At 48.1% G+C, this 24,326-nt stretch carries 22 protein-coding genes and 1 riboswitch; of the genes, 13 read left to right on the top strand and 9 right to left on the bottom strand.

Annotation, left to right across the window (positions count from 1 at the left end):
• Window positions 1–38 precede the first annotated feature (38 nt).
• Window positions 39–695: a CoA transferase subunit B gene (locus SB752_RS02710; RefSeq protein WP_410714194.1), complete on the bottom strand. Its 657-nt coding sequence runs from the start codon at window positions 693–695 to the stop codon at window positions 39–41.
• A gap of 104 nt (window positions 696–799) precedes the next feature.
• Window positions 800–1,492 carry a CoA transferase subunit A gene (locus SB752_RS02705; RefSeq protein WP_410714193.1) on the bottom strand — a complete coding sequence of 231 codons (693 nt, stop codon included), beginning with the start codon at window positions 1,490–1,492 and terminating at the stop codon, window positions 800–802.
• Between the two features lie 295 nt (window positions 1,493–1,787).
• On the opposite strand from SB752_RS02705, the gene SB752_RS02700 reads away from it, so the two are divergent.
• The 5 genes from SB752_RS02700 (at window position 1,788) to SB752_RS02680 (ending at window position 8,557) form a co-directional block, all read left to right on the top strand.
• Window positions 1,788–3,026 (top strand): efflux RND transporter periplasmic adaptor subunit, encoded by a 1,239-nt coding sequence (locus SB752_RS02700; protein ID WP_410714192.1) that lies wholly within the window; start codon window positions 1,788–1,790, stop codon window positions 3,024–3,026.
• Window positions 3,019–6,270 carry an efflux RND transporter permease subunit gene (locus SB752_RS02695; RefSeq protein WP_410714191.1) on the top strand — a complete coding sequence of 1,084 codons (3,252 nt, stop codon included), beginning with the start codon at window positions 3,019–3,021 and terminating at the stop codon, window positions 6,268–6,270. Before SB752_RS02700 ends, SB752_RS02695 begins: the two co-directional genes overlap by 8 nt.
• A gap of 66 nt (window positions 6,271–6,336) precedes the next feature.
• A complete protein-coding gene (locus tag SB752_RS02690) occupies window positions 6,337–6,825 on the top strand; it encodes a VanZ family protein (RefSeq protein ID WP_410714190.1) in 489 nt (162 codons plus the stop codon).
• A gap of 75 nt (window positions 6,826–6,900) precedes the next feature.
• A complete protein-coding gene (locus SB752_RS02685) occupies window positions 6,901–8,037 on the top strand; it encodes an acetate/propionate family kinase (RefSeq protein ID WP_410714189.1) in 1,137 nt (378 codons plus the stop codon).
• 106 nt (window positions 8,038–8,143) lie between these two features.
• On the top strand, window positions 8,144–8,557 hold the full coding sequence (locus SB752_RS02680; protein WP_410714188.1) for a S1 RNA-binding domain-containing protein: 414 nt from the start codon (window positions 8,144–8,146) through the stop codon (window positions 8,555–8,557).
• Between the two features lie 56 nt (window positions 8,558–8,613).
• Here SB752_RS02680 and SB752_RS02675 read toward each other — a convergent pair whose 3' ends face one another.
• A complete protein-coding gene (locus tag SB752_RS02675) occupies window positions 8,614–9,012 on the bottom strand; it encodes a rhodanese-like domain-containing protein (RefSeq protein ID WP_410714187.1) in 399 nt (132 codons plus the stop codon).
• A 114-nt stretch (window positions 9,013–9,126) separates the two neighbouring features.
• On the opposite strand from SB752_RS02675, the gene SB752_RS02670 reads away from it, so the two are divergent.
• Complete coding sequence (locus SB752_RS02670) at window positions 9,127–10,020, top strand: LysR family transcriptional regulator (RefSeq protein ID WP_410714186.1); 894 nt, start codon at window positions 9,127–9,129, stop codon at window positions 10,018–10,020.
• Between the two features lie 4 nt (window positions 10,021–10,024).
• Complete coding sequence (locus SB752_RS02665) at window positions 10,025–10,843, top strand: alpha/beta hydrolase family protein (RefSeq protein WP_410714185.1); 819 nt, start codon at window positions 10,025–10,027, stop codon at window positions 10,841–10,843.
• Here the strand turns inward: SB752_RS02665 and SB752_RS02660 are convergent.
• The gene (locus SB752_RS02660; RefSeq protein WP_410714184.1) at window positions 10,840–12,660 is read right to left on the bottom strand and encodes a sensor histidine kinase; all 1,821 of its coding nucleotides are present in this window, start codon (window positions 12,658–12,660) and stop codon (window positions 10,840–10,842) included. The genes SB752_RS02665 and SB752_RS02660 overlap by 4 nt on opposite strands.
• A 5-nt stretch (window positions 12,661–12,665) precedes the next feature.
• Window positions 12,666–13,673 (bottom strand): BMP family ABC transporter substrate-binding protein, encoded by a 1,008-nt coding sequence (locus SB752_RS02655; protein ID WP_410714183.1) that lies wholly within the window; start codon window positions 13,671–13,673, stop codon window positions 12,666–12,668.
• Between the two features lie 205 nt (window positions 13,674–13,878).
• Between SB752_RS02655 and SB752_RS02650 the strand changes: the two genes are divergently transcribed.
• Window positions 13,879–14,067: a hypothetical protein gene (locus SB752_RS02650; protein WP_103104120.1), complete on the top strand. Its 189-nt coding sequence runs from the start codon at window positions 13,879–13,881 to the stop codon at window positions 14,065–14,067.
• A gap of 105 nt (window positions 14,068–14,172) precedes the next feature.
• Entirely contained in the window at window positions 14,173–14,526 is a 354-nt protein-coding gene (locus SB752_RS02645) for a response regulator (protein WP_410714182.1), read from the top strand.
• Window positions 14,527–14,579: 53 nt separating this feature from the next.
• Here the strand turns inward: SB752_RS02645 and SB752_RS02640 are convergent, their stop codons facing one another.
• A complete protein-coding gene (locus SB752_RS02640) occupies window positions 14,580–15,569 on the bottom strand; it encodes an ornithine cyclodeaminase family protein (RefSeq protein WP_410714181.1) in 990 nt (329 codons plus the stop codon).
• A gap of 341 nt (window positions 15,570–15,910) precedes the next feature.
• On the opposite strand from SB752_RS02640, the gene SB752_RS02635 reads away from it, so the two are divergent.
• The 3 genes from SB752_RS02635 (at window position 15,911) to ald (ending at window position 19,010) form a co-directional block, all read left to right on the top strand.
• Window positions 15,911–16,459, top strand: coding sequence for a helix-turn-helix domain-containing protein (locus tag SB752_RS02635; protein ID WP_410714180.1), 549 nt, complete (start codon window positions 15,911–15,913; stop codon window positions 16,457–16,459).
• A 60-nt stretch (window positions 16,460–16,519) separates the two neighbouring features.
• A complete protein-coding gene (locus SB752_RS02630; protein WP_410714179.1) occupies window positions 16,520–17,755 on the top strand; it encodes a PucR family transcriptional regulator in 1,236 nt (411 codons plus the stop codon).
• Between the two features lie 130 nt (window positions 17,756–17,885).
• Window positions 17,886–19,010: an alanine dehydrogenase gene (gene ald, locus SB752_RS02625; RefSeq protein ID WP_410714178.1), complete on the top strand. Its 1,125-nt coding sequence runs from the start codon at window positions 17,886–17,888 to the stop codon at window positions 19,008–19,010.
• A gap of 66 nt (window positions 19,011–19,076) precedes the next feature.
• Here ald and SB752_RS02620 read toward each other — a convergent pair whose 3' ends face one another.
• From SB752_RS02620 to SB752_RS02610, 3 genes are read right to left on the bottom strand one after another with little or no spacing between them, the layout of a single operon-like run.
• On the bottom strand, window positions 19,077–20,246 hold the full coding sequence (locus SB752_RS02620) for a Ger(x)C family spore germination protein (RefSeq protein ID WP_410714177.1): 1,170 nt from the start codon (window positions 20,244–20,246) through the stop codon (window positions 19,077–19,079).
• 1 nt (window position 20,247) lies between these two features.
• Entirely contained in the window at window positions 20,248–21,621 is a 1,374-nt protein-coding gene (locus SB752_RS02615) for a spore germination protein (RefSeq protein WP_410714176.1), read from the bottom strand.
• Window positions 21,611–22,711, bottom strand: a complete 1,101-nt coding sequence (locus SB752_RS02610; protein ID WP_410714175.1) for an endospore germination permease — start codon at window positions 22,709–22,711, stop codon at window positions 21,611–21,613. The genes SB752_RS02615 and SB752_RS02610 overlap by 11 nt, the downstream gene beginning before the upstream one ends.
• 148 nt (window positions 22,712–22,859) lie before the next feature.
• Between SB752_RS02610 and SB752_RS02605 the strand changes: the two genes are divergently transcribed.
• Window positions 22,860–23,951 (top strand): quinone-dependent dihydroorotate dehydrogenase, encoded by a 1,092-nt coding sequence (locus SB752_RS02605; protein ID WP_410714174.1) that lies wholly within the window; start codon window positions 22,860–22,862, stop codon window positions 23,949–23,951.
• 132 nt (window positions 23,952–24,083) lie between these two features.
• Window positions 24,084–24,281: riboswitch (cobalamin riboswitch) on the top strand.
• Window positions 24,282–24,326: the final 45 nt, after the last annotated feature.

Raw genomic sequence — 24,326 nt, 5'->3', positions numbered from 1 at the left:
GACCTCACCACACAAGGGATGAGATCGTTTTTTTTGTATTAGAGTCCAATTGTTTTCAAATCGGGAGATACAATCAGCTTAGGCTGTGTGCACGCTTGAATGTCCTCTGCCGTATAGCCTTCTGCAACTTCTACAAGCACGAGACCTTCAGGTGTTACATCCAGAACAGCGCGGTCTGTGATAATGCGATTCACGACCTTTTTCCCTGTCAGCGGGAGGGCGCATTCGTTCAGGATTTTGGTTTCGCCATGTTTGTTGACGTGGTCCATGATGACAACGATTTTTTTGGCACCGTGTACCAGATCCATCGCACCGCCCATACCTTTTACCATTTTTCCAGGAATCATCCAGTTTGCTAGATCGCCCTGTGCAGATACTTCCATTGCCCCTAAAATCGCGAGGTCAATATGACCGCCACGAATCATGGCAAACGACTCAGCACTGGAGAAATAAGCTGCACCTGGAATTGCGGTGACGGTTTCTTTACCAGCATTGATCAGATCAGCGTCCAGAGCATCCTCAGTCGGATACGGACCAATTCCTAAAAGACCGTTCTCTGATTGCAGCACGACCGTTTTTCCTTCCGGGATGTAGTTGGCTACAAGAGTGGGCATCCCGATCCCCAGGTTCACGTAAAAGCCATCCTCGACTTCCTGAGCAGCACGGGTAGCGATTTGTTCACGTGTCAGCGACATATCTGTTTCCTCCTTTGAAATGCAAGTATAACGTGTAGGAATTTATAAGCGAGACGCTTATGAATTCCGGAGCGCATGAAAACTTGATGCTAAAACGCGGTCGCTCAGGAGCGGACCGTACGACGCTCGATCCGTTTTTCGAACGATGGAGCCTGGATGACACGCTGGACATATACACTCGGTGTATGGATATGCTCCGGATCCAGCTCGCCGATTTCCACGATTTCCTCGACTTCCACAATCGTGATTTTTCCGGCTGCCGCCATCATCGGATTGAAGTTTTGTGCCGTTTTCCGGAAGACGAGGTTGCCCATTTTATCTGCCTTCCATGCCTTGATGAGAGCAAAATCACCCGTAATGGCGTGCTCCAGCAAATATTCCTTGCCGTTGAAATCACGTACCTCGCGACCTTCCGCGATCGGAGTGCCGACGCCAGCAGGAGTATAAAAAGCCGGAATGCCAGCACCGCCAGCACGCACACGCTCAGCCAGTGTACCTTGCGGAGTCAGCTCGACCTCAAGCTCGCCGGAGAGGAATTGTCGCTCGAACTCCTTGTTTTCCCCAACATAGGAAGAAACCATTTTTTTGATTTGTTTTTCCCGCAGCAACAGACCAAGACCCCAATCATCGACGCCGCAGTTGTTGGAGACGACTGTAAGATTGTTTACGCCCTTATCGCGCAGGGCGATGATCAAATTTTCTGGAATTCCTACCAGGCCAAATCCGCCCACGAGCAAGGTAGCATTATCGTGGATATCAGCCACGATATCAGCATAGGATGTGTAAATTTTTGCCATGACGATCACTCCCACCATGAAAAAATGACGAACCGAAATACTTGAAAGCGCTAACAAGCAAGCTTAGAGCTGCTTGAACGTTTTCACAATTCCATCATACATCATGTGAGTTACAAAAAAGAGACGAATCGACTGAATATTTTTTAGGCTAAGCTCAATAATAAAAAAATATAAAAAATGACAGAAAAGTGATACAACTAGTTCCTTTTTTCTGTAAAATATATTTTGCCAGTTATTATTCTTCCAAATAGAAAAAGTTTTTGGCGCAAAATGTGGGGTTGCTGAGGTGGTATGTATGAAAAAATGGATCAGTCTCGTCGTCGTGGCTGTGCTGCTTACTGGGTGCGAAAAGCTGGAGGAAAGTGTAGCCCAGCTAAAAAAGATAGATGAAGAGACTGTTATCAAGCTGAAAACAGTCAATGCCTACACGGTCGAAGAAAATGCGGAGGCTAAGACGCTGGAGGTCGCAGGGATTGTGACGCCGCGTCAGGAGCTGGCTCTGTCCTTTGGCGCTTCAGGCAAGATTGCTAGCATCCTTGTGCAAAAGGGTGGGGTAGTCAAGGCTGGGCAAACACTGGCTACTCTGGACGAATCAGCTTTGCAGCAAGGCATTCATGCAGCGCAGGGGCAGGTCGCAAGTGCGAATATTCGCCGGAGCAAAGCGATTCAAGGTCCAGAAAGCCATGTCATTCAAACACAACAGCTACAGATAGAAAAAGCGAAAGAAACGGCACAAAAGGCAGAACGGGAGCATGCACAGGCAAAGGTTCTATTCGAAGGTGGAGCGATTGCCAAGGACGAATTGGACAGGCTCGCTCTCGCAGAGCGTCAGGCAAAGCTTACGTTGGAAGAGGAAGAGGTAGCTTTGGGCAAGCTGAAGCAAGGTGCTGATCGACTGGACATCGAACAAGCCAACGCCGATGTACAGCAAGCCACCGTGCAGTTAAGCCGGGCGAAGCAGGATGCCGAAGATGCGATTCTCAAGGCGCCATTTTCCGGAGTGGTTGCAGCGATTACCAAGTCAGAATCGGAGCAAACAGGGGCTGGAAGCGAAGTAATCCGACTGGTCGATACGTCCTCCTGGCTGGTTAAGCTGCAAGTGGAAAGTGAGCAAATAGGCAACTGGCAGCAAGGGGCTACGATCAAGGTTAAAGCAGCCGACGGTAGCGAGGCAGAAGGCAAGGTGACGTTCGTCTCGCCAGTTATGGACCAGGGATTGGGCTCGTATCCGGTAGAAGTGACTGTAACCGGGAGCGATGTGAACTGGAAGGGTGGCATGACTGTTACGTGCCAGTATGAGCTTGATGCCAATCATGTAGTGGTCGTACCTGTTAGCAGTATCGGAATTGCGGAAGAAGAATATTTTGTGATGAAAATCAAGGGAAATACAGTAGAAAAGACCCCGGTAAAGGTTGGGGGAATGTACGGGACCTACTATGAGGTGCTGGAGGGACTTACAGCTGGCGACCAGATTGTGGGCTCAGGACTTTCCTACGTAGTGGATGGCGAGGCGGTGCAGGTCTCGAATGAATAACAAAACCTTTTTATCGATTCTCCCTTCACTTTCCAGGGTTCTCGCTGTGATCTGCTGCCTCCTGGCTATCGGGGCAGCCCTGCGGATGGACATGAAGACTTTCCCTGATCGATTTGTTCCGGTCTATACGATCAGCATGACGGCTCCCGGGCTGTCTTCAGACAAGGTGGACGAGACGGTCACACGCCCCGTAGAGGAGGCTGTGCGTGCATTAGGCAGTGCACTCACAATCGAGACTTCCTCTCGTGCTGGCTCAGGAACCGTTACCGTAGAGACGACAGAAAGCATTGGCTCTGACTACAAGGAGCGCTTGGAAAAGAAGCTGGAGGAAGTCACGAAGCAGCTTCCTGTGAAGGAATGGAGTATTAGCCAGGATAATCTGGCAGACAGTCGGATCGGGTATCTTCTTGTGCACGGGGCTGATCTCGTTACGCTTTCAGATATTGCACGTTATACCTTATATGAAAAACTGATCAGCACGCCCGGAGTTGCGCGCGTAGAAGTGGATAATAGGGCTGTTTTACAGCAGGTGGATCTTGTGTTTCGACCGTCCATGCTGCTCGCCTACGGGCTGACCCCTGCAGATGTCGTGGGACAATTGCCGGGTGACGTGATTGCGGAGAGTATCGGGAGTGTAGGCAAGAATCAGGATCGTGCCACTTTTCAATGGACGAGTCAATCAGAGGGGCCACAGGGGCTGGGAAAACAGCTCATCTCCACTGACAAAGGCTACGTTCCGTTAAAAACGTTGGTTGATATACGTGATTTACGTGGCAGCAAAGGGGAAGAGGTAAGCGTCTATCGCGGTTCCCCTGCGATCGGGGTTTCGGTGTACGCAGTTGACGTCGGTCAAATTCCTGCGATTCGTGCCGAGGTCACCAAAGCCATCGATGAAATGAATGCAAATGCTGCGGGAAAGTACGCAATCGATATCGCCACAGACGATGCGCAGCCTGTTTCGGGAGCGATTGGTCAACTCGCATTGATCGCTGTGCTCGCCGCCTGCTTTAGTGCCTGCTTTCTCTATCTGTCTCATCGCCGTGCGAGCATGTCTGTGCTATCACTGCTGGCGAATGTCCTAGGGGTCGGTACTGTGCTTGGGGGGATGTGGCTTAGCGGATTGCCACTGACCTTTACTTCTATGGGACCGCTGCTTATTTTCTCTTTGTTATATACGGGTGCTGGTTCCGCACTGTTTCATCGCTTGCAAAAGCTTGAGGCATATTCGTTGACCTCCAATCTGCGAGAAGCTTGGAAGCTGATGAAGCTGTCCCTTTTGACGATTATCGTCTTGGGAGCAGTTTGGTCATCTCTCATGATGACTGATTTTCTGGAAGCACGAGACAGAGTCACGCTCTACGATGCTTGGCCTGTCATGCTGCTGGGTACAGCTGCACTCCTTCTCGTCTATGGCTTTATAGTCCCGACGCTGGCGGGGACATGGCTGACAGAGGACGCCAACAGCAAAACGAGAGAATCACGCCCAGCCACAAAAACGAAAGCTTATTTCATCATGCGCTGGGAGCGTCTCGTCAAACAGGGTTATCTGCCTTATGGGATCACACTTGTTTCTTCCCTCGTCATCGTCGTGCTGCTTCATTCCTTTGTCCCAGCTGATTCATACGGAAAAATGGATTTGGACAAAAAGACGCTAACCTTGCCGATGGTTCAGGAGAGCAGCGTAGACGATGCCATTCGCGCTGCACAGGTCGCGGAAGAGCGGTTGCGCGGAATTGCGGAAGTACATGATTTGTACACAGTAGCTTCGCGTGAACAGCTAACGTTTCACCTGCAGCTGGAAGATAAGTATGACTGGACGAGAAGCATGACTGATTTTGAAAAAGAATTGGACAAGCAGCTGCGTGGCATTCCGGGTACCGACCCGTACGCACTGGTTGTGAGTGAAAATGCAAAGTCTCGACTTGAATTTACAGTGAAGGGTCCTTCCCTGGAAACGACGAGAGAGATTGCCAATACGATTCTTGTTTATCTTCAAAAATTGAGCTTTAGTGATAAAGAAGGCCGGCCAATTATCACGGATGAGCGAATTGGCGGTGCCCAGACCGGAGCCTATATTGATATACGCCCAAAACAAGACATGCTGGCACGGTATCGTGTGACAGAAAACGAAATCAAACGTCAGCTGGAGAGTTATTTGGGAGATCAATCTGCAGGTACAGTCCAATGGAACAATCGAAATGTGGCTGTTAACGTTCATTTCCCAAGCAAGTGGATGGATCATCCCGATCAGGTGAAAAATATTTTGATTCGCACCCCGCAGGGAACAGTCCGCTTGGCTGATTTGGTAGATTGGTCAATCGCCAAAGAAGCGATGGTCTACGATCGAAAAGACGGTTTGTATGTATTCAAGGTGAGTAGTGCGGTTTCCAATCCGGGCTGGATCGACGTTATGGCGTATACGATTCCACTGAACATGCAAAAAACGGTAACGATTCCAGATGGCTATACCGTAGTAAATGCTGATGAGCTGAAAAAACTGGAGGAAGAACAATCAGACAAGAAAGACTGGAGCGGCAGGCTACTCGTGATAGTTGGGCTTAGTGCTGTGGTACTCTTAGCGAGTCTGATTCTGCAGCGCAGAACACGTGACGGATTATTTGCTCTCATCCTGCTGCCAGCATTATCAGGTAGTGTCCTTCTGGGACTGCTCTTGACGGACCGCCCGATGAACGTAATGGCTTTTTACGGCATCGAAGCTGCGCTGGCTGTCATGCTGCAGCAAGCACTGGTTCATCTCGATGAGCTGCATCAGGCAAAAGCAGAACAGGAAAGCATTTGGAACGGGGTACAGACAGGCTCTAGCCGTGCTTGCACGAACCAGCTTAGCGTACCAGTAGCTGTCGCCATTGCTAGCTTGCCTTTAGCAGCGGGATGGCCCAGCGGGATCGATTCGTTTGCCTCGTTTGCAGGTCCGCTCCTGTTCGGTTCCTTGTATACCGTATTTGCTGCGATGGTTTTGATTCCCGGTATGCAGCATGCAGCCGAATGGAAGCAAGCGACGCAGGGAGAAATTTCGCTTGCGAACCTACTTCTCCGAATCCATGTCTGGTGGGAGAACGAACGAGTTCGCCGCAAAGATGCAAAGCTGCGAAAACGCCAGTTAAAGCAGTTGCGACGTGAGCAACGCACCGGTGTAGGGGAACACACAGCCAAAAGCAAAAATGAGCTTGCAAGGGAAGATTTTCTGCCCTTGTCTGCTACGACAAAAGACGCCAATCGCTAATGATTGGTGTTTTTTTCTTCCTCATGTAAGATAGGAGAAGAGACACAGACATGGAGGAGATCAAGCGTGCGCCGATATGTGAGGGTGTTTGATTATTTGCTGCTGGCGGCGATCCTGATCGGATTGTTTATTTCTTCGTCCCAACCGTATTATCAGCAGGATTTGCGGGGAACGATTTCCAAAGTGGTAGATGAGGAAAAATGGGGAGAGCGAATTGGGGATGTTTCCATACCATATGGCGGCAAGGAAATCAGTGTCGGAGAAAAAGGCACTGCCGGGTTCATCGAATTCTTTTTGCGAAAAGGAACCCATTTTTCTGTATTTGCTCTTCTGGCCTTTAGCTGGTTCCGCGTCTTTTCTCATCATATGAGCTTTGCAGTCGCCATGCCCTGGAGCGCTTTTGCGAGCGTGATGACGGCAGCGCTGGACGAGTGGCATCAGACCTTTTCCCCTGATCGGGCAGGTCTGGTCGCGGACGTTTTACTAGATGCATCTGGTTCTGTCACTATGTTGTTGATAATTACTCTCATTTACATGTTTTCACGCAAACGATAGTGTAATAAACTGGGAGTGTCTCAACCATTTAGGTGAGAAGAAACGTTGGTGGAAGAGTAGGGAGTGGATTACAGCGTGATAGCAAAACAAAACGTTCTTGTCCTAAACTGCGGCAGTTCCTCGGTCAAATACAAGCTGTACGAGATGCCGGCAAAACAAATTTTGGCCCAGGGTTATTTACAGCAGATCGAGCGTGATCAATACGAGGCTGCGATTCGAAGCATTTTCGCTTCGCTAAAAGACTTTTCTATCCATCTAGTAGCACACCGCGTGGTTCATGGGGGAGAGACGTTCAAAAAATCTGTGAGTGTAGACGACAATGTGAAAGCGAAAATTCGTGAGCTGTCGCGGTATGCTCCGCTTCACAATCCCATTAATTTAATAGGAATCGAGATCGCGCAAAGCATTTTACCGGATGTGATGAACGTGGCTGTTTTTGATACGGCCTTCCATCAGACGATGCCACCATCCTCCTTCCTGTATGCTTTGCCTTATGAATACTATGAAAAATATGGAATTCGAAAATACGGCTTCCACGGAACCTCACATCGCTATGTGATGGGGCGGGCAGGAGAGCTGTTGGAACGGCCAAAGGAACAGCTGCGGCTAATCAGCTGCCACATTGGAAACGGGGTCAGTATCACAGCGATCAAATACGGAGAATCGTTTGATACTTCAATGGGAATGACACCACTTGCTGGCCTGGTTATGGGGACACGCAGCGGCAACATCGACCCGGGAATTATTCCCTATATTGAAGAGATCGAGCAGACAGACACGGCTGGCGCTATTCAAATCCTGAACAATAAGAGTGGACTGATGGGCATTTCCGGCGTCTCCAATGATTTGCGTGAAGTGATGGCGAAGGCAGAGGAAGGGCATCAACAAAGCCAGCTAGCCCTGGAGCTGTATACGACTATCATTCATAAGCACATCGGATTGTATCTTGCGAGATTAAATGGCGTGGATGGAATTATTTTTACAGCAGGTGTAGGAGAAAATAATGCTGTTGTGCGCGAAATGGTGTGCACAGGACTGGAATTTGCTGGGGTGATTCTCGACCGGGATGCTAATCGCAACTGCAAGGGAGAGGCATTTATCAGCACTCCATACTCTATGGTAAAGGTGATGGTAATACCTACCGATGAGGAGATCATCATGGCTGCTGACGCGTATGAGCTGTCTTGCAGGCAGTCCGATTACACTACCTAGAAAGAATAGGCTTTTCAGTATTTGAATTTCTCTGCTATACTAGAGAAATGAGGGTATGGTTGGACTCTCACCATTTTTCGGAAATGATAAAAGGAGTGCAAACTGGATGGCAGTACAAGTGGGAAGCATCATCGAAGGAAAGGTGACAGCGATTAAACCGTTTGGGATGTTCGTAGCAGTCAGCGAAACCGAGCAGGGGCTGGTCCACATTTCCCAAGTAGCAAACGGTTTTGTAAAGGATATCAATGATCACTTTACCGTGGGAGCACAAGTAAAGGTTAAAGTACTCTCCATTGATGATGCAGGAAAAATCTCGCTTTCGGTTCGCGCCGCACTCCCTGCGCCTGAGCGTCCGGAACGTGAAGAGCGTCGTGGCGGTGGATATCGTGGAGGCGACCGTGGAGGAAATGCAAGACGGGAAAACGGAGCTTCTTTCGAGGATAAACTGAAAAAATGGATGAAGCATAGCGAAGAAAATCTTGCGACTATCAATAAAAAGAACGCAAAACGTGGCTACTAAGCCTTGGGATACTAAGAAGGACGGGATTCTACCCCGTCCTTTTTGTGTTTTTTTGGCTATTCGATGCTTCGTTCGATTGGATTTCCTTCCCGAATCCAATATTCGATGCCGCCCAGCATCTCCTTGACACGAAAGCCGAGAGCAGTCAGCTTGGCTGCCGCTTTGGCAGCTCCATTGCAGGCAGGACTCCAGCAGTAGACGACGATCAGCTTGGAACGATCCAGAGTAGCGGTCGACTCTTCTGAGATGTGTGGATGATAGAGATGAAGTGCGCCCGGGATATGACCATCGTTATACGCGTTTTCACTGCGAGCATCGACGATTTGAAAATCAGTGATGCCGTTTTGCAGGTCGTTCCATACGTCGGATACATCCGTTTCTACAGAGAGCTTGGAGAGAAAATGGAAGCGGGCATTTTCTGCAGGAGCGGCAGGGGTAAAGAGTACCAATGACATGAAGCATCCTCCTCAATTGTTTGATGGGGTTAGCATAGCATGGTATTTATCATCACAGTTATCTATACTATTTGATGAATGACATTACATATTTCTATGGGAGGTCACTGAGTCATGGAGCTGCTTTACTTGCATACCTTTTGTGAAGTAGCCAGATGGGGCAGCTTTACTCGCGCTGCTGAAGAGCTCGGCTACGCACAGCCAACGGTGACCGCTCAGATGCAAAAGCTGGAGCAGTCATATGGTGCGCCGCTCTTTGAACGATATGGAAGAGGGCTGAGGCTGACGCAGTCAGGGGAAGCATTACTGCCTTATGCACGAGAATTGACACGGCTCTATGGGGAGTCTAAAGAGGTAGTCAGCAATCAAGCACGTGGTCCGATCCGGATTGGAACGATCGATACACTGGCGGCGTACTTTTTGCCACGGTATTTACAAGATTTTCGGAAAAAATTCCCGGATATCGAGTTACTTTTGCATACAGCGAGTGAAGTGGAATTGGTTAGACAGATCAAAGACGGTTATTTGGACATCGGCCTAATTTTTGATCGGCAGAATACCGATGTGGAGCTTGTCACACATGCTGTTCGTCAGGAAGAGCTGGTTGTCATCATGCCTCATGAGCATCGCCTTGCTACATCTGTCAGCATTACGACCGCTGATCTGGCAGGGGAAGCGTTGGTGCTGACGGAAGAGGGCTGCACGTACCGTGGAATGCTGTTGGAAGCGCTGAATGAAGCTGGGGTTCCTCAAAGGATTGCTTGCCAATTCAGCAATCCCGAAGCGATCAAGCAGTGCGTCTGGTGCGGCATGGGGGTAGCCCTGTTGCCGTCCATGGCTGTAGAGAGGGAACGAAAAGACGGCTCGCTGGCAATCGTGCCTTTTCATTCAGATAAGCCACCGTTTTTTGTTCAACTGATCTATCACAAAAAGAAATGGCTGTCTTCGCCCATGGACGCATTGATTCAAAGCATTTCCAGAAGCAGTCATGAGAGAGGGGAATCGTAAAACGATGCAGCTTGATCTTTCTTCATTTGTCGCCGTTACCCCTGAGGAGTCGGTTACGCCGGGAGTTCAATTGTATACTGTCAGCTATTACAGTCAGGATTTGCTTGTGTACGCTCTACTTGCAGTTCCGGAAGCTTTTTTACAGGAGGGAGTCTCACTGCCTGCGCTATTGTACTGTCGTGGCGGGATAAAGAGTGTAGGGCGTGTTAGGCCGGAGCGAATTAGCCAGATGGCTTCGTTTGGCTATGTCATTCTTGCTCCTCATTATCGTGGTAACGAGGGAGGTCAGGGACGTGACGAGTTTGGCGGTGACGATCGCCATGATGTATTCGCTGCTTATGAGGCGCTGCGTGAGGTCAAAGGAATCGACAGACAGCGCATCAGTGTCTATGGCTTTTCCCGGGGAGGAGTCATGGCTTTGTTTGCCGCGATGGAGTGCGAAGGGCTGCTGTCCGCTGTTGTGTGGTCAGGGGTAAGTGACATGTTTTTAACCTACGAGGAAAGGGTCGATCTGAGGCGGATGCTGCGCAGGCTCGTCGGTCATCCACGCAAGCAGGAGGAAGCGTATCGCTATCGTACGCCACTTTTTCGAGTGAATGAGATCGCTTGTCCTGTATTGATCATTCACGGAACGGCAGATGAGAACGTCGGGATCGAGCACGCCTATAGACTGGAGCGTGCCCTTACACAGGCTGGAAAGCCACATGAAATATGGCTGGCAGAAGGCGCCAGCCACTTGTTCAAGGGAGAAGAAATCGAGACCTATACACGAAATATGTTTGCTTGGCTGGATAAACAGGCAGCGATTGCGACCCATTGTTAGTCGACATTCGGTTGGATGGGCAAAGTGATAATGATCTCTGTTCCTTTTCCGATCTTGCTGTTTACCTTCATCTCGCCACCATGGTTTTCCACCATACGACGGGAGATCGGCAAGCCAAGCCCGGTTCCGTCCTCCTTTAAAGAGAAGAACGGGTCGAAAATACGAACCAGATATTCAGGAGAGATTCCTTCTCCAGTATCTCTAACATGAATATGCACAGCTTTTTCGTCAAGGTGGCTTTCGATGACAAGAATGCCGCCTTCTTTCATGGACTCAATACTGTTTTTCATCAAATTAAGCAGGATTTGCTTGAGCTGCTCGACATCGACATGAATCCGGATGTCCGGGCTGCAGCGATCCACGATTTCGATCCCGTGAAGCATGGCTTCTCCATTCATCAACGGCAAAATCGATTGGGTAACGCTGGTCAGTGTCACTTCCCGATAGTCTGGCTGGGAAGGCTTGGAGAGCATCAACAGCTCTGTAACGATTCGATTGACCCGCTCTATTTCCTGCAGGATCAGAGGCAGGTAGTGGAGATCGCGTTCCTCCCTAGACAAGCGCTGCTTCAGGAGTTGAATAAAGCCGTAGATGACAGTCAGCGGATTGCGGATTTCGTGAGCGGCTCCAGCTGCCAGCTGCCCGACCAATGCCAGCTTTTCGGACTGGTTTACATATTCCTGAAGCTGCTCTTGTTCCGTAATATCTAAAAAGGCGACCATCCATCCGGTTTCCTGTCCATACTGATGATTGTGCAGAGGAATGTAGGAAACCAAAGCGATAAACGGTGTGTCGTCCTGGTTAAACAGGGTCATTTTGCGGTTCACGAACCAGGGAGCATTTTCCGTCCCGGATGCGGCTTCGAACGAATCCTTTGACACCGGATAGCCGTCCGCATCGAGCTTTACGAGATGTTTGGCCAACTGATTGACGTTGATGTCTCCCGACGCATAAGGCCGCGTGATGATACCAATCGGAAGCGAGTTTAAAATTTGCTCGCGGACGTTTCTTTCTTCCGTCAAAATGTGACGCTGCTCCTCATCCTGGGCAAACAGACTGGCGATGCTGCTGGACATTTTGTTGAACTCCTTAGCCAGCTCCGAAAATTCATCCTGATTGTTATATACGATTTGCTGCCCGAAGGTACCTTTTGATACCACTCGTGCCTGCTGCATAAGCGATTCGATAGGGCGCAGCAGCTCCTTGCGAAAATAAAACGTGCAGAACAGACCAAACAGGATCGAGGCGACCGAGACTGTGTAAGTCAATATGAGGGAGACCTCGATACTGTCATTGGTATGCTGAAATTCCTTGTTGGTTTTGTATTCGAGCTGATTCAGTGAAAAAGAGAGGTCGCGCTCCAGCTGATCCATCAGCGGCTGCACCTCATGCGTTAAGACGTAACTGACAGCTGGGACGTTATTCGCCTTCAAGAGCGGATTGATTTTGTTCAAGAATAAAAAGTCCAGTTTGGAAATGGATTCAATAATGGAGAACAATTCACTGTTTTCCTTCGTTTGTTCGATCGAAGCAAAGCGAGAGCTGTCAATGAGATTAGTATAGTACTGATCGAGATAAGACTGATCCCGAGTCAGTGTATACGTCTTCAGGGCGTACGTCTTGGTGTAGATCTGATTTTTCACCTCCAAAAGAGCGCTTGTCTGCGGCAACACCTTTTGGGTCAGATGCATTTCATCAGAAGTAACCTTCGTCATTTGGTAGCTGAATAAAGTGGTAATGCAGCCAATCAAAAGCATCATGACGAGGTAGCTAAGCATCATTTTCTTCTGGAATCCCAGATTGCTAAACACGGACATGCCAATTATCCTCCATATGAAGTGTGAGGCTTGGTAAGCTGTTTTACCTCGCGTGTAATTTCTTCACGAATGCTGTCAGGCACCATGGGGCCGAATGGGCTGAGACGGTTGACTCCTTCGGCAAGCCCGTAGATGACTTCCCCGCTCGGGAGCTTGTTATCGACATACTGCTCCAAGATGATGCGATAGCATTGGCGAACATCCTGGATCAAGGAGGCGAGAACGTAATCAGGAGCGATGTATCGTTGATCGGCAATATACCCGATCGTGTACACCTTGGCACGCTGCGCTTCCGTAATGACCTCCAGATTAAAACTGTCCCCTGTAGTGTAGATGACGTCGACTCCTTGGGCAATCATATGCTGAGTGGCCGTTACCGCGTTCTTGCTGTCATTAAAATCAGGGACAGTTTCCACGATTACCTTCGTTTTTGGTGATGCCTTTTTGACGCCCTCCCGAAAGCCCGTTGCTTGGGCCATCTCGGGTGGTTTATCGACGAGGATATAGCCCACCTTGTTTGTTTTGGACATTTTTGCTGCCAGCATACCGACCAGGCTACCTGCTGGTTTCATATCATAGCGAATCGTGGTCTGGTTTTGATGAGGGGCTTTGCCATTAAAGGAAACAAAGTGAGTATGTGGATACTTGAGAGCGACTGACGAGAACGGTTCGGAAAAAATGACACCATGGCCAAGAATCAGATCATAATCGTTAGAAGCGAATTTTTCTGCGACGACTGTAATCTGATCAGGCTTTATATGATTAGCAATTTCCAGTGAGAAACCGAATCGTTTCTGCATTTCCGTGATGCTTTCCAGCGCACTGCTGTTCCAGCCCTGGTCGTAGCTAGGACCTTCGAGAAGTAGAGCAACGCGCAATTTTTCGGTCGTAGAACCTTGATCATTCAGTTCCCGAAGATGTTTCATGCTGGTAAGAAACTGACTGGTTATGAGCAGTAGCAGCCCGACGACTAAACCGGCAAACAAGACAGGGAATAGTTGTAGCTTAGGCATGGGAGAATCCTCCAACGAAAGTAAGTGCACATAAGAAATACGTGTTACCTCGACAAAAAGAAACATTTCTATTATATCGGATTTTCACCTGCTGGGAAAAAGAGTGAATAATAGAACGTCAGTGCACATGCATGGAAATAGTCAGGCGGGACAGGATATAGAGGAAAATACGTCCTGACAGGGAAAAGAAGGGAGCCATGCATACGTGGAAAAGGATTGGATTGAAATACAGAGTCCCGAGATTCCTGATGAAGTGAGACAAGTGGAATTGCCAGAGATCGGGGAGACGACACCACACCCCAAACCGGAGAGTCCTCAGGCATCACATGGAAGCTCGACGGTAACAGAAGGTGGAGGCACGGAGTCAACCGAGAAAATTGGTTTTATTTCGTAATTCATTCGACAAAAGAAGTCATTTTCTCTCGTGGACAAGCTCGTGAATTTTATGCAAAAGTAAGAAGTAGATGCGAGCGAGATTGAAGCGAGGGGATAGGACACCGTGGCCCGATTACTAATTGTAGATGACGCTGCCTTTACCAGACGAGTGCTGACCGATATGTTGTCTGGACAACATGAGATCATTGGAGAGGCTAGCAATGGATTAGAAGCGATAGAGCAATACAAACGACTCAAGCCTGACATTGTAACGATGGATATCACTATGCCAGTTATGCATGGCATTGACGCGATGCGGGAAATTTTGAATTACGATGAGGAAGCCAAGGTGCTAATCTGCTCCGCTGTAGGACACAGGCAAAAGGTGCTGGAAGCGATGCAAACGGGAGCGCTCGACTTCGTCATCAAGCCGTTTCAGAAAGAACAAATTTTAGATGCGATTTCGCGTCTTGTGTAGTCATAGAAAAAAGCCGCCAGCTCCCAAGTGGGATGGCGGCTTCCTCGTTGCCTTTACAATCGAATCTCGGTTCCCATACCTGCAGCTTTTGCCCGCTCGTAGACGGTTTTGGCTACAGCGGTGTCCAAATAGGCGATACCGACCGATTTGTACAGCGTAATTTCTTCTGCACTGTCGCGGCCAGATTTCTCTCCGATGAGGATTTCCCCTAATTCCGCGTGCAAATGGTCGAAGCTCCACTCACCGCGACTGATCGGAATAAGCAGATCGCCAGCTTCGTGCTCGGCGCCTTCGAGCGTATCCACCACGACTTTCCCACTCCGCTGCAAGGTAGTCAGATCAACCTCCTGCATGTGAGGAAGAAATGCGCCAATGGCGTTAATATGGGTACCTGGCTTCAGGCGATTCCCATCAAATAGGGCCGTAGTGGCTTTGGTGCTGCAAATGACGATATCAGCATGTTCAACTGCCTGATTGGCATTCTCTACCACAACAATCTCACCCTGCCAGTTCGGATACAGGGAATGCAGCTTGTCCTTCATTTCATCTGCCTTTGCACGCGTGCGATTGTACAAATAGATTTCCGACAAGGAGCGGACCTCCATGACTGCCTGGATCTGACCGATCGATTGTGCACCGCAGCCGAGAACAGCACAGCTGCACGCATCTTCCTTCGCCATGTATTTGGTGGCGACACCGCTGCTTGCTCCCGTGCGCATGACAGTCAAAAGGCTTGCATCCATCATTGCGACATGCTGTCCCGTTTTGGCCTCGGTCAACAAAATCACACTCTGTAAGGCATTGATTCCGTGCTCGTGATTGTGCGGGAATATGCTGATGACTTTCACTGCAACATAGTCATCAGATTCCAAATAGGAAGGCATGAACAAGCTGGTGCCCTCGTATTTGGGGTGATCAATAGCTGTTCGGACAGGTGTTACAACACGCCCCTGCACGTGTTCGCGAAAAACGTGCTCCACATCCTCCAGACATTGTTTCATCGAATAAATTTGCTCGATATTCTCTCTACTCAGTACTAGCATGGAGCTTCATCCTTTCTAGGCAGAGTCTAGTTTTGAAAATTGAAGTGATACTTCAATATTTGTGGAAAAAAATAGCACCTGCTGTTGGTGATAATAGTAAAGATTATAAGAGGTATAGGAATTTGTATCAATAGTAAAAAAATGTTTCCTGAAATTTCATTTGCAGAAAAAGAATTCAGATCATCCGTTACTTTGCACATCTGTTAAGTAAAAGGGTATGATGATTTTATGCAGATAATAATTATAATCATTATTATTCAGCAATGTGCAGTTGCCAAAAAGACAGGGTGTAGCCAGGTCTTCTTGGTTTTCTAAATCCTTTTTAGTTGGGGTACGATCATATGGAATCTAAAATAGGCAAATTGATAAAAGCTCTTCGTACAGGAAGAAAGAAGACGCTCAAGCAGATAGCTGAAAAGACGGACCTATCGATTAGCTTTCTGTCGCAGGTAGAGCGGGGGAAATCGTCGATTACACTGGAATCGCTGAAAAAAATATCAGAGGCACTAGAGGTAAGCCCAAGCTACTTTTTTTCGGAAAATTCCGTTCATGTAATAAGCAGTGTAAGAAGAGGAAGCCTGGAGCAGACGAAAAAGAATGACTTTTCTTTTGTGTTCGAGGATTTGTCTGGAAATTTGGCTAATCCCTCGATGGAGCCAATCCTGGTGACACTTCAGCCTCACGAGGACAAAGGAGTTCCGTTTATACACAAGGGACAAGAATTCGTCTACGTATTAGAGGGCGTTCTAACACTTTTATTGGGTCATGAGGAGTATGAGTTACGTCCTGGTGACAGTATTCATATGGAGTCGTCAACCCCTCACAACTGGTTGAATCGGACTGGGGAGCCTGTACGATTTCTTTGCGTGAACGCTTTCGATAAAGAATGAAGCGCAAAGTTTTTGTATAATAGAATCATACGTATTCTAGAGCGGTAAAGAGGTGGGATTTTGTCAGTGTCGCCCAACTATTTTCAGCAATACCAAGATGCCGATATGGATGAGTTAGCAGACGTAATCGGGGACCTGTTGCAGAACCCGATAACAGTAGAGGATGCGGACCATAAATTGATTGCGTACAGCTCACATGGAGACAGTACAGACCAGGCGCGCTGGTCGACAATCATGGGACGCAGAGTACCGGAAAAAGTCTTGACCCGTTTGTGGAAAGACGGGGTTTTTCAGGAGCTGTTGACGCAGGATGACCCTGTGCATATACCAGCCAAGGATGAGGTTGGCCTGGGCAAGAGGGTCGCGATTGCCATTCGGCGTGGCAACGATGTGCTGGGCTATATATGGGCGCAGGAAGTAAATCGGCCCATCACCCGTGATGATGATGAAATTTTGCGTCAAGCAGCAAAAGCGGCTGTCTCCCGGCTGATTCAAAGGCAAGGAAAGCGCAAGGCCGAGGAGCAGCGCCGCAAAGAGTTTTTGTGGGAGCTGCTGCTTGGCAATCATCACAGTGAAGCGATCATTCGGCAAAAAGCAGAAAGCCTGCAAATGCATCTTCCGCCTTCTTATTTAATCTGCATTATTGAAGCAGCCGGGCTGAGGCTGGATCAATATTTGTACCCCTTGCTGATGCGTGACAAGCTGTTTTGGGTAGTGGACGGCTCCCAGATTATTTTACTCATCGGTCTGACTGAGCCCAAAAAAGAGAAAAGCAACGTCTTGATTCGTAAGGTTGAGCAGTTTCTTTCTGATTCGCTTGGCAAGCTGGAGACACATGTCAGCGTGGGCCAAGTCATAGCGGGGTATGGGAGAAGCTACAAGTCGTATACAGAGATTGTGAAAAGCTACCAAGAAGCCCTGCATGCCGTCAAGATCAAAAAGCTGTTCCCGCGTGAAATTGCCGGCATCCACGGATACCATGAGCTGGGAATCTATCGGTACTTGCTGAAGTGCAAGCAGTGGGACGAGGAACAGGGCTATGAAAATGAACGGCTCGAAGTGCTGAAGCAATACGACCGTGACAATCAGACGGCAATGCAGGAAACGTTGGAAACCTTTTTAGATGCAGCCGGAAAGGTAAATGTGACGGCCCAGCGCCTGCATATCCATATCAATACATTGAGCTACCGACTGCGTCGCATCGAGGAGATTATGCAGGTTGATCTGGAGAATATGAATCAACGTACTTCGCTATACCTGGAGCTGAAGATGGCGAAGTTAAATGAAGAACAGTAGTTCGTTTGTGGATTTTCACAAATAGTAGGTTGCCAAAATTAAAGGAATCCCCAAGGAAAAGCACGTAAAAATAGCTGTACAATGATATTACTCTTATAAAAATACGGCTTTCCAAGGAGGACTACCTATCATGATCGTTGGAATTCCTAAAGAAATTAAAAATAACGAGAATCGCGTTGCGATTACTCCTGCAGGTGTAGCTGCATTCGTACAAAGCGGCCATACTGTTCGTGTAGAAAACAATGCTGGCTTGGGCAGCGGTTTTACCAATGAAGATTATACAGCAGTAGGTGCAGAAATTGCTGCTACAGCGGCTGATGCGTGGGCAGCGGATATGGTGTTGAAAGTAAAGGAACCGCTTCCATCTGAGTATGGCTTCTTCCGTGAAGACCTCATTTTGTTCACGTACTTGCACCTCGCTCCAGAGCCTGAGCTGACTCGTGCACTTCTGGAGAAAAAAGTAATTGCGATCGCATACGAAACCATCCAGCTCGACAACGGCGCTCTGCCACTGCTGATGCCAATGTCCGAAGTTGCAGGTCGTATGTCCGTACAAATCGGTGCACAATTCCTGGAAAAACAATACGGCGGAAAAGGTGTATTGCTCGGCGGTGTACCTGGCGTGCCAAAAGGTGAAGTAGTCGTTATCGGCGGCGGTATCGTAGGTACAAATGCTGCGAAAATGGCACTGGGATTGGGCGCAAACGTTACGATTATCGATGTAAACGCAGATCGTCTGCGTCAATTGGATGATCTGTTCCAAGGCCGCGTACAAACACTGATCTCCAACTCCTTTAACATTGCGAATGCAGTGAAAAAAGCAGACCTGTTGGTTGGTGCAGTACTCATTCCTGGCGCTCGTGCACCACGTCTCGTAACCGAAGAAATGGTGAAACAAATGACACCAGGCTCCGTAATCGTAGACGTTGCGATTGACCAAGGTGGTTCTATCGAAACGATCGACCGCATTACTACACACGATAACCCAACCTACGAAAAGCATGGCGTTATCCACTATGCAGTAGCGAACATGCCTGGAGCGGTATCCCGCACTTCCACGCTGGCATTGACCAACGTAACCATTCCTTACGCTCTGCAATTGGCAAACAAAGGCTACGCTCAAGCGATCCGCGACAACAAGCCATTGGCTAAAGGCGTAAACGTGATTGCGGGTAAAGTAACGTATAAAGCAGTTGCCGACACACACAATCTCCCTTATGCAGCTGTTGAAGAAGTTCTCTTGGTGAAAAACTAAGGAGCTATATAGTTAAAAAAAGAAACTGCCTGTCTCTTGTTGAAGAGATGGGCAGCTTTTTTTCGCTCAAGGCAGGAGATGTTCAGGATAGTGGTACCAGTTCAGCTTCATTTTGCCTGAATCGCTTAAACGGACATGAATGTTTACTTCGGCGAGTGCATCTGCTTTTAGTTTATTGTTGTGGTTTTTGGCAAACTGTTTCCACGCGTTAAGATCTAGCTTGTACAGGGCTTCTTCAAATCCGTAAAGATCGGTCCCGGCAGCAATCCCCTTCAGAAAAGTTCCTCTGATTTGCTTTTCGATCTGTTCTTCCGCATCCTTTTTCATGAAATCAGCCGATACCCTCCCCATCATTTCTCGAATAAAGCCGTTCATATGAATATCGACACGAAATCGGGGGTCTTCTCCTGTCTTGATGGGCGTTACATGCACATCGACGTTCTGGATGCGCAACGTAGCTTTTGGTTTATTGTTTTCTTTTACGATTAATCCTGCAAATTCCGTATGGGGATTCATCCACCTAAGACCCAGCAGGTCATTATTGGGGAAAAATCCGTTCCATTTGCCCCTGTAAACGGTATGAATACCATCGATGGTGAGGCGAGAAATATACTTGTTATTTTCCTTCCAGGCGTGCTTGTATACGGAGATGTTCGGAATGATAACCGTATTGCTTGGTTCCCAAAAGCGGGAAATAAAGGTGTAATACCGGATCGGTTCAATAAAAGAACGCTGCTTATACACTTCCTGCGGCTGATGCAAAAGAGAGTTCAGTGGAGAAAAGCCGGTGACAGAGTGATTGCTAAGGACTTCTGCTATCGGCTCTCTTGTCCCGAACACCCACTTGGTATAGCGAAGCAGTCCATACCGATTCAAGATGTCAAAGGTTACGATTACATCCTTTTGGAGCATGCGCTCGTGATAAATAAGCGTGGATACAAAGCCGTAGAACAGAGGAATTTGCGCATTCTTTTGCATATTATCCATAGCGCTTTGCAATGTTTCTCCTCTACCGATCGAGATGATTACAGGGGGTTCTGTAGTGCCCGGCGTTTCTTGTTTTGCCACACTGGACAGGTCCGTTGACTGGGCGTACAGGACGTATTGGTTGTTCTCGTAGTCAATTCCAATTGCAGAGAGGTAGTTTAGATCCTGAATCGATTTTTGATCCCAGCATCCACTTGTGAAGCCCACAGACAACAGCAGTACCAAGCATGCCATCAGTTGTCGCTTCATTTCATGCCCCTTTCTTATCTCCCTGTTTAAAAATTCCAATCAGAGGGCGGAATAAAACTTTGACAAGCGTATTCAAAAAGTTGGAAGAATGATTCAAGACGTAAGGTCTCCCAAACGAAGTAAGAGTAGACAAGTAATAAACCATGATCAAAAGACTGAGTACAAACCCGTAAATACCAAGTATCGAAGAAAGGAGAAAAACAGCAAACCGGGCTACCGTGACGGCTCCACTCAAAGACTGATTGATCAGAGTAAATGAAGCAACGACGGTGAGCGAGCCAATAAACAACATGGAGGGAGAGGTAAGTCCTGCACGAATGGACGCATCTCCAATAATAAGCGCTCCTACCAGAGCGAGTGTTTGCCCGACTGTTTTGGGCAGACGAGCGCCTGCTTCGCGTAGAAATTCAAAAATAAAGAGAATCCCGAATAACTCCATCGGAGCAGAGAATGGCAGCCCTTTTCTCCCTTGGGTAATAGTAGCCAGCAATTGAAAAGGAAATTCCTCCACATTGTAAGCAGATAAGGCGATCCAAAACCCTGGGAGAAAGACGCCGATAAAGATTCCTCCCAAACGTAAAATGCGCTCCAGCCACACATAGGCAATCGGATATTGATCATCCTCGGGAGATTTAATGAGCTCCAAAAGAGTTACGGGTGCAATCAAGGCGAGAGGAGAGCCATCCACCATCACGATTACTTTTCCTTGAAATAGCATGTAAATAGCATAATCAGGACGTCCTGTGTAATCTAAAAGTGGAAAGAGAGAGTAGGTATGGTCGCTCAATCTTTGCTCGAGAATCGCGCTATTAATGTTTTTTTTACTATCGCATTCAGCTAGCCGATCTCGCATCGTTATCACGAGGTCAGCAGGAGCTGCATCGCGCATGTATAGCATCGATACTCTGGTTCTGGAGCGTGTTCCGAGTGTATACGACTCACAAGCTAGTGCGAGTGTTCTCATCCGCTTGCGCACGAGTGCGACATTGGCGCTCAGATCCTCGACGAATCCGTCACGGGGCCCTTTGATGGACACTTCCGTATTTGCTTCTTCCGTGGTACGCTGCGGCCTGTTGGAAATATCCCACGTAAAAGGCGGTAAATCTCGCAGAAATAACAACAATTCACCTGCAAATAAACGTTCCACCCAATACTCTTGTTCATCCAGAAGAGGAATGAGCGGAAGGGAGCGGAGATCGCCTTTTGCCAAAAATTGATCGAGCTGTGGCAGTACAACCTCCTGCATATGCCTAACATCAGTCAGTCCCTCACAATACATGAGCAGACTCTGCTGGTCTTCACTCGAAACCAATCGCAAGAGAACGACATCTGAGCAATGGGCAAATAGTTCGCGTAGCTCGGCTTCACGACTCATGACCAGTATCCTCCTGTCTGATTGATTGCCGCAGGGCTACTCCACCTAGAATGAGTGAGATGGCTAAAATGACAGCTAAATATAGCGGATAATAGACCATTGATAGGAAAGAAACAAATTGCATATCACTGAAAGGCAAGCTGGTGATCGTAATCATGCTGCCGCCGAGAAAGAGTAGCAGTGGCCATTTTTTTGCATAGGAATGCACTTGCAAGAGCTCACAAATTAAAATAAAGCAGAGCGAGATGCGCACAAAGGATCCAGAGAGCCATTGATAGATGGCAAAGAACTCCACGTTTTCAATATCCTTACCGATTGTAAGCAAACGCCACTGCTCAAATGCAGGAAATCGCTGGCGAGTGGACTCGATGGCGCCAAACTCTGCGATTGCACCAGTCAACGGACTGAGCGTGAGAATGACGATGATAAATACAAGCACCATGTAGTGAACCAGTCGCAGCGGAGCACGAACATGATGCTGGAGCAGAAGCAGGACAAACAATTCTACAAAGCCTCCACCTACATAAAGCATCCCGTGCAGCATCGGGGCATATCCATGTTGAAACAGCGGCAGAAGCAAACTGTAGTCTTTTTTAGGAACATTGCCAAAAGCGACAAAAAAACCAAGGATGGATACAGCAGGGAGCAACATGCCAGCCGTGATGCCAAGTGGGGCAATACCTCGATGAGCCGCAATCACACAAAAAGCGATCAGAGCTAGGGCAGTCACCCATTCTGGCGTTCGCGGCAAATAATTTACAGTAGTCCATGTTTGTGTATCAAGCAGGCTGACTAATGCCATCAAGTATAAGGCGAGAATAATCGGAGTCAGGATCAGGTAGCTGACGAATTTGCCGGAGCTACGAGTAAGCCATGTGGACAATGGCTGCTGCTTGAGTCGGCGATTAATAAAAGCGAGAATGATGCCCCAAAAAATATAAGGAATGGCAGTGAGCAGAACGCTTACCCACGAGTCGCGACCCGCCTTGCTGAGTAATAGAGGGATGACGGTTACATGATTGGTGATGCCTACTGTCAGCATGATCATCATGATTGCTTGGCCAATCCCGATTTTTCCGTCCACTTTCATAGCGGTTCCTCGTCATCTCTAATAATGGTGGTGCTGTTATGATTTACCTGCCTGCTTGGAAATATGTATCACTATATAGAGGTTACCTAGCGTAAGCAAAGTATGGTATTCTACTATGAGGTAAAAATGGAGCGAGGAGTGCAACCAGATGTATCAGCTTATACGAAAGTATCTGTTTCAGCAGGACGCGGAAGAAATTCATGAGAAGACGATTCATGCCCTGAAGCTGGTGGAGGATTCGGCTCCAGGAAAAAACTTGTTAAAAATGGTTTTCCAGATGCGAGATGAGCGTTTAGAGACAAAGCTATGGGGACTAACCTTTCCCAACCCGGTAGGTCTGGCAGCTGGATTTGATAAAAATGCGGAGGTTTATCATGCACTGGGTGCCCTCGGGTTTGGTTTTGTCGAGGTAGGTACACTTACCCCACAGGGACAGCCAGGCAACCCGAAACCGCGTGTGTTCCGACTTCCTGAGCATCAAGCGGTTATCAACCGGATGGGTTTTAACAATCAGGGTGCCTATCTGGCGTCACAGCGCTTGATAGACTATGCCTATTCCGATATTCCGATTGGGATCAACATCGGGAAAAACAAAGTGACACCAAACGAAGAGGCTGCCACCGACTACAGTAAATGTATGGACATGCTGTACTCATACGGCCATTATTTCGTAATTAATATCAGTTCACCGAATACGCCAAATCTTCGAGATTTGCAGGAGACAGAGAGCATGCGCTTGCTTGTTCGTGCTGTACGTGAAAAAGCAGCAGAGATGGAAGTGCGCGGGGTAAAGAAAAAGCCGATCTTGTTAAAGGTTGCTCCTGACATGACTGACGAACAAATGCGTGATGTCGTACACGCTGCCGTAGAGGAAGGGATCTCCGGAATTATTGCTACCAATACGACTCTTTCTCGGGAAGCCGTGAAAAATCATCGTCATGCAGACGAAGCGGGCGGATTGAGTGGAAGACCACTAACTGAACGTTCTACCGCTTGGGTAAAAGAAATCTATCAAGAAATTGGCGACAAGGTTCCTGTCATTGGTGTAGGCGGTATTTATACCGGTGAAGACGCGTATGAAAAAATTCGCGCAGGGGCCAGCCTGGTTCAGGTTTACACGGGGATGATTTATCAAGGCCCTGGTATCCCAAAGCAAATTAATAAAAAGCTGCTGCAGCTGATGAAGCGCGATGGTTTTACCCATATCAGTGAAGCGGTTGGAGTCGACGCAAAAGCATAAATATTTCACATAACTGCGAGCAGAACCTGTCCCTTCGGTTGACATTCTGCTCGCATCCTTTATTTTGTGCTCTTTTTCTTTACTTCTCTTTTCGTTATAATAAGAGAGGACAATTCATCATTGTCCGAAAATTTCATATTGTTGGCATTAGGTGCCTTTATGGGCGTTGAACCATAGAGGGTAACAGGGAATCGGGTGAAAGTCCCGAGCGGTCCCGCCACTGTAACCAGGGAGTTCTCTTTGACAGAAATCCACTCATATCTATATGGGGAAGGACAAAGAGCGCATCGATCTGGAAGCCAGGAGACCTACCTAGCAGCCACACCCGGATACCTTCGCGGAAAGGAGCGGTGAATACGAGGCAATATGGCTGAA

This window comes from Brevibacillus sp. SIMBA_040, assembly GCF_046535075.1.
Taxonomy (GTDB): Bacteria; Bacillota; Bacilli; order Brevibacillales; family Brevibacillaceae; genus Brevibacillus.
Note: the sequence above shows the minus strand (reverse complement) of the source record. Positions and strands in the feature narration are given on the sequence as shown.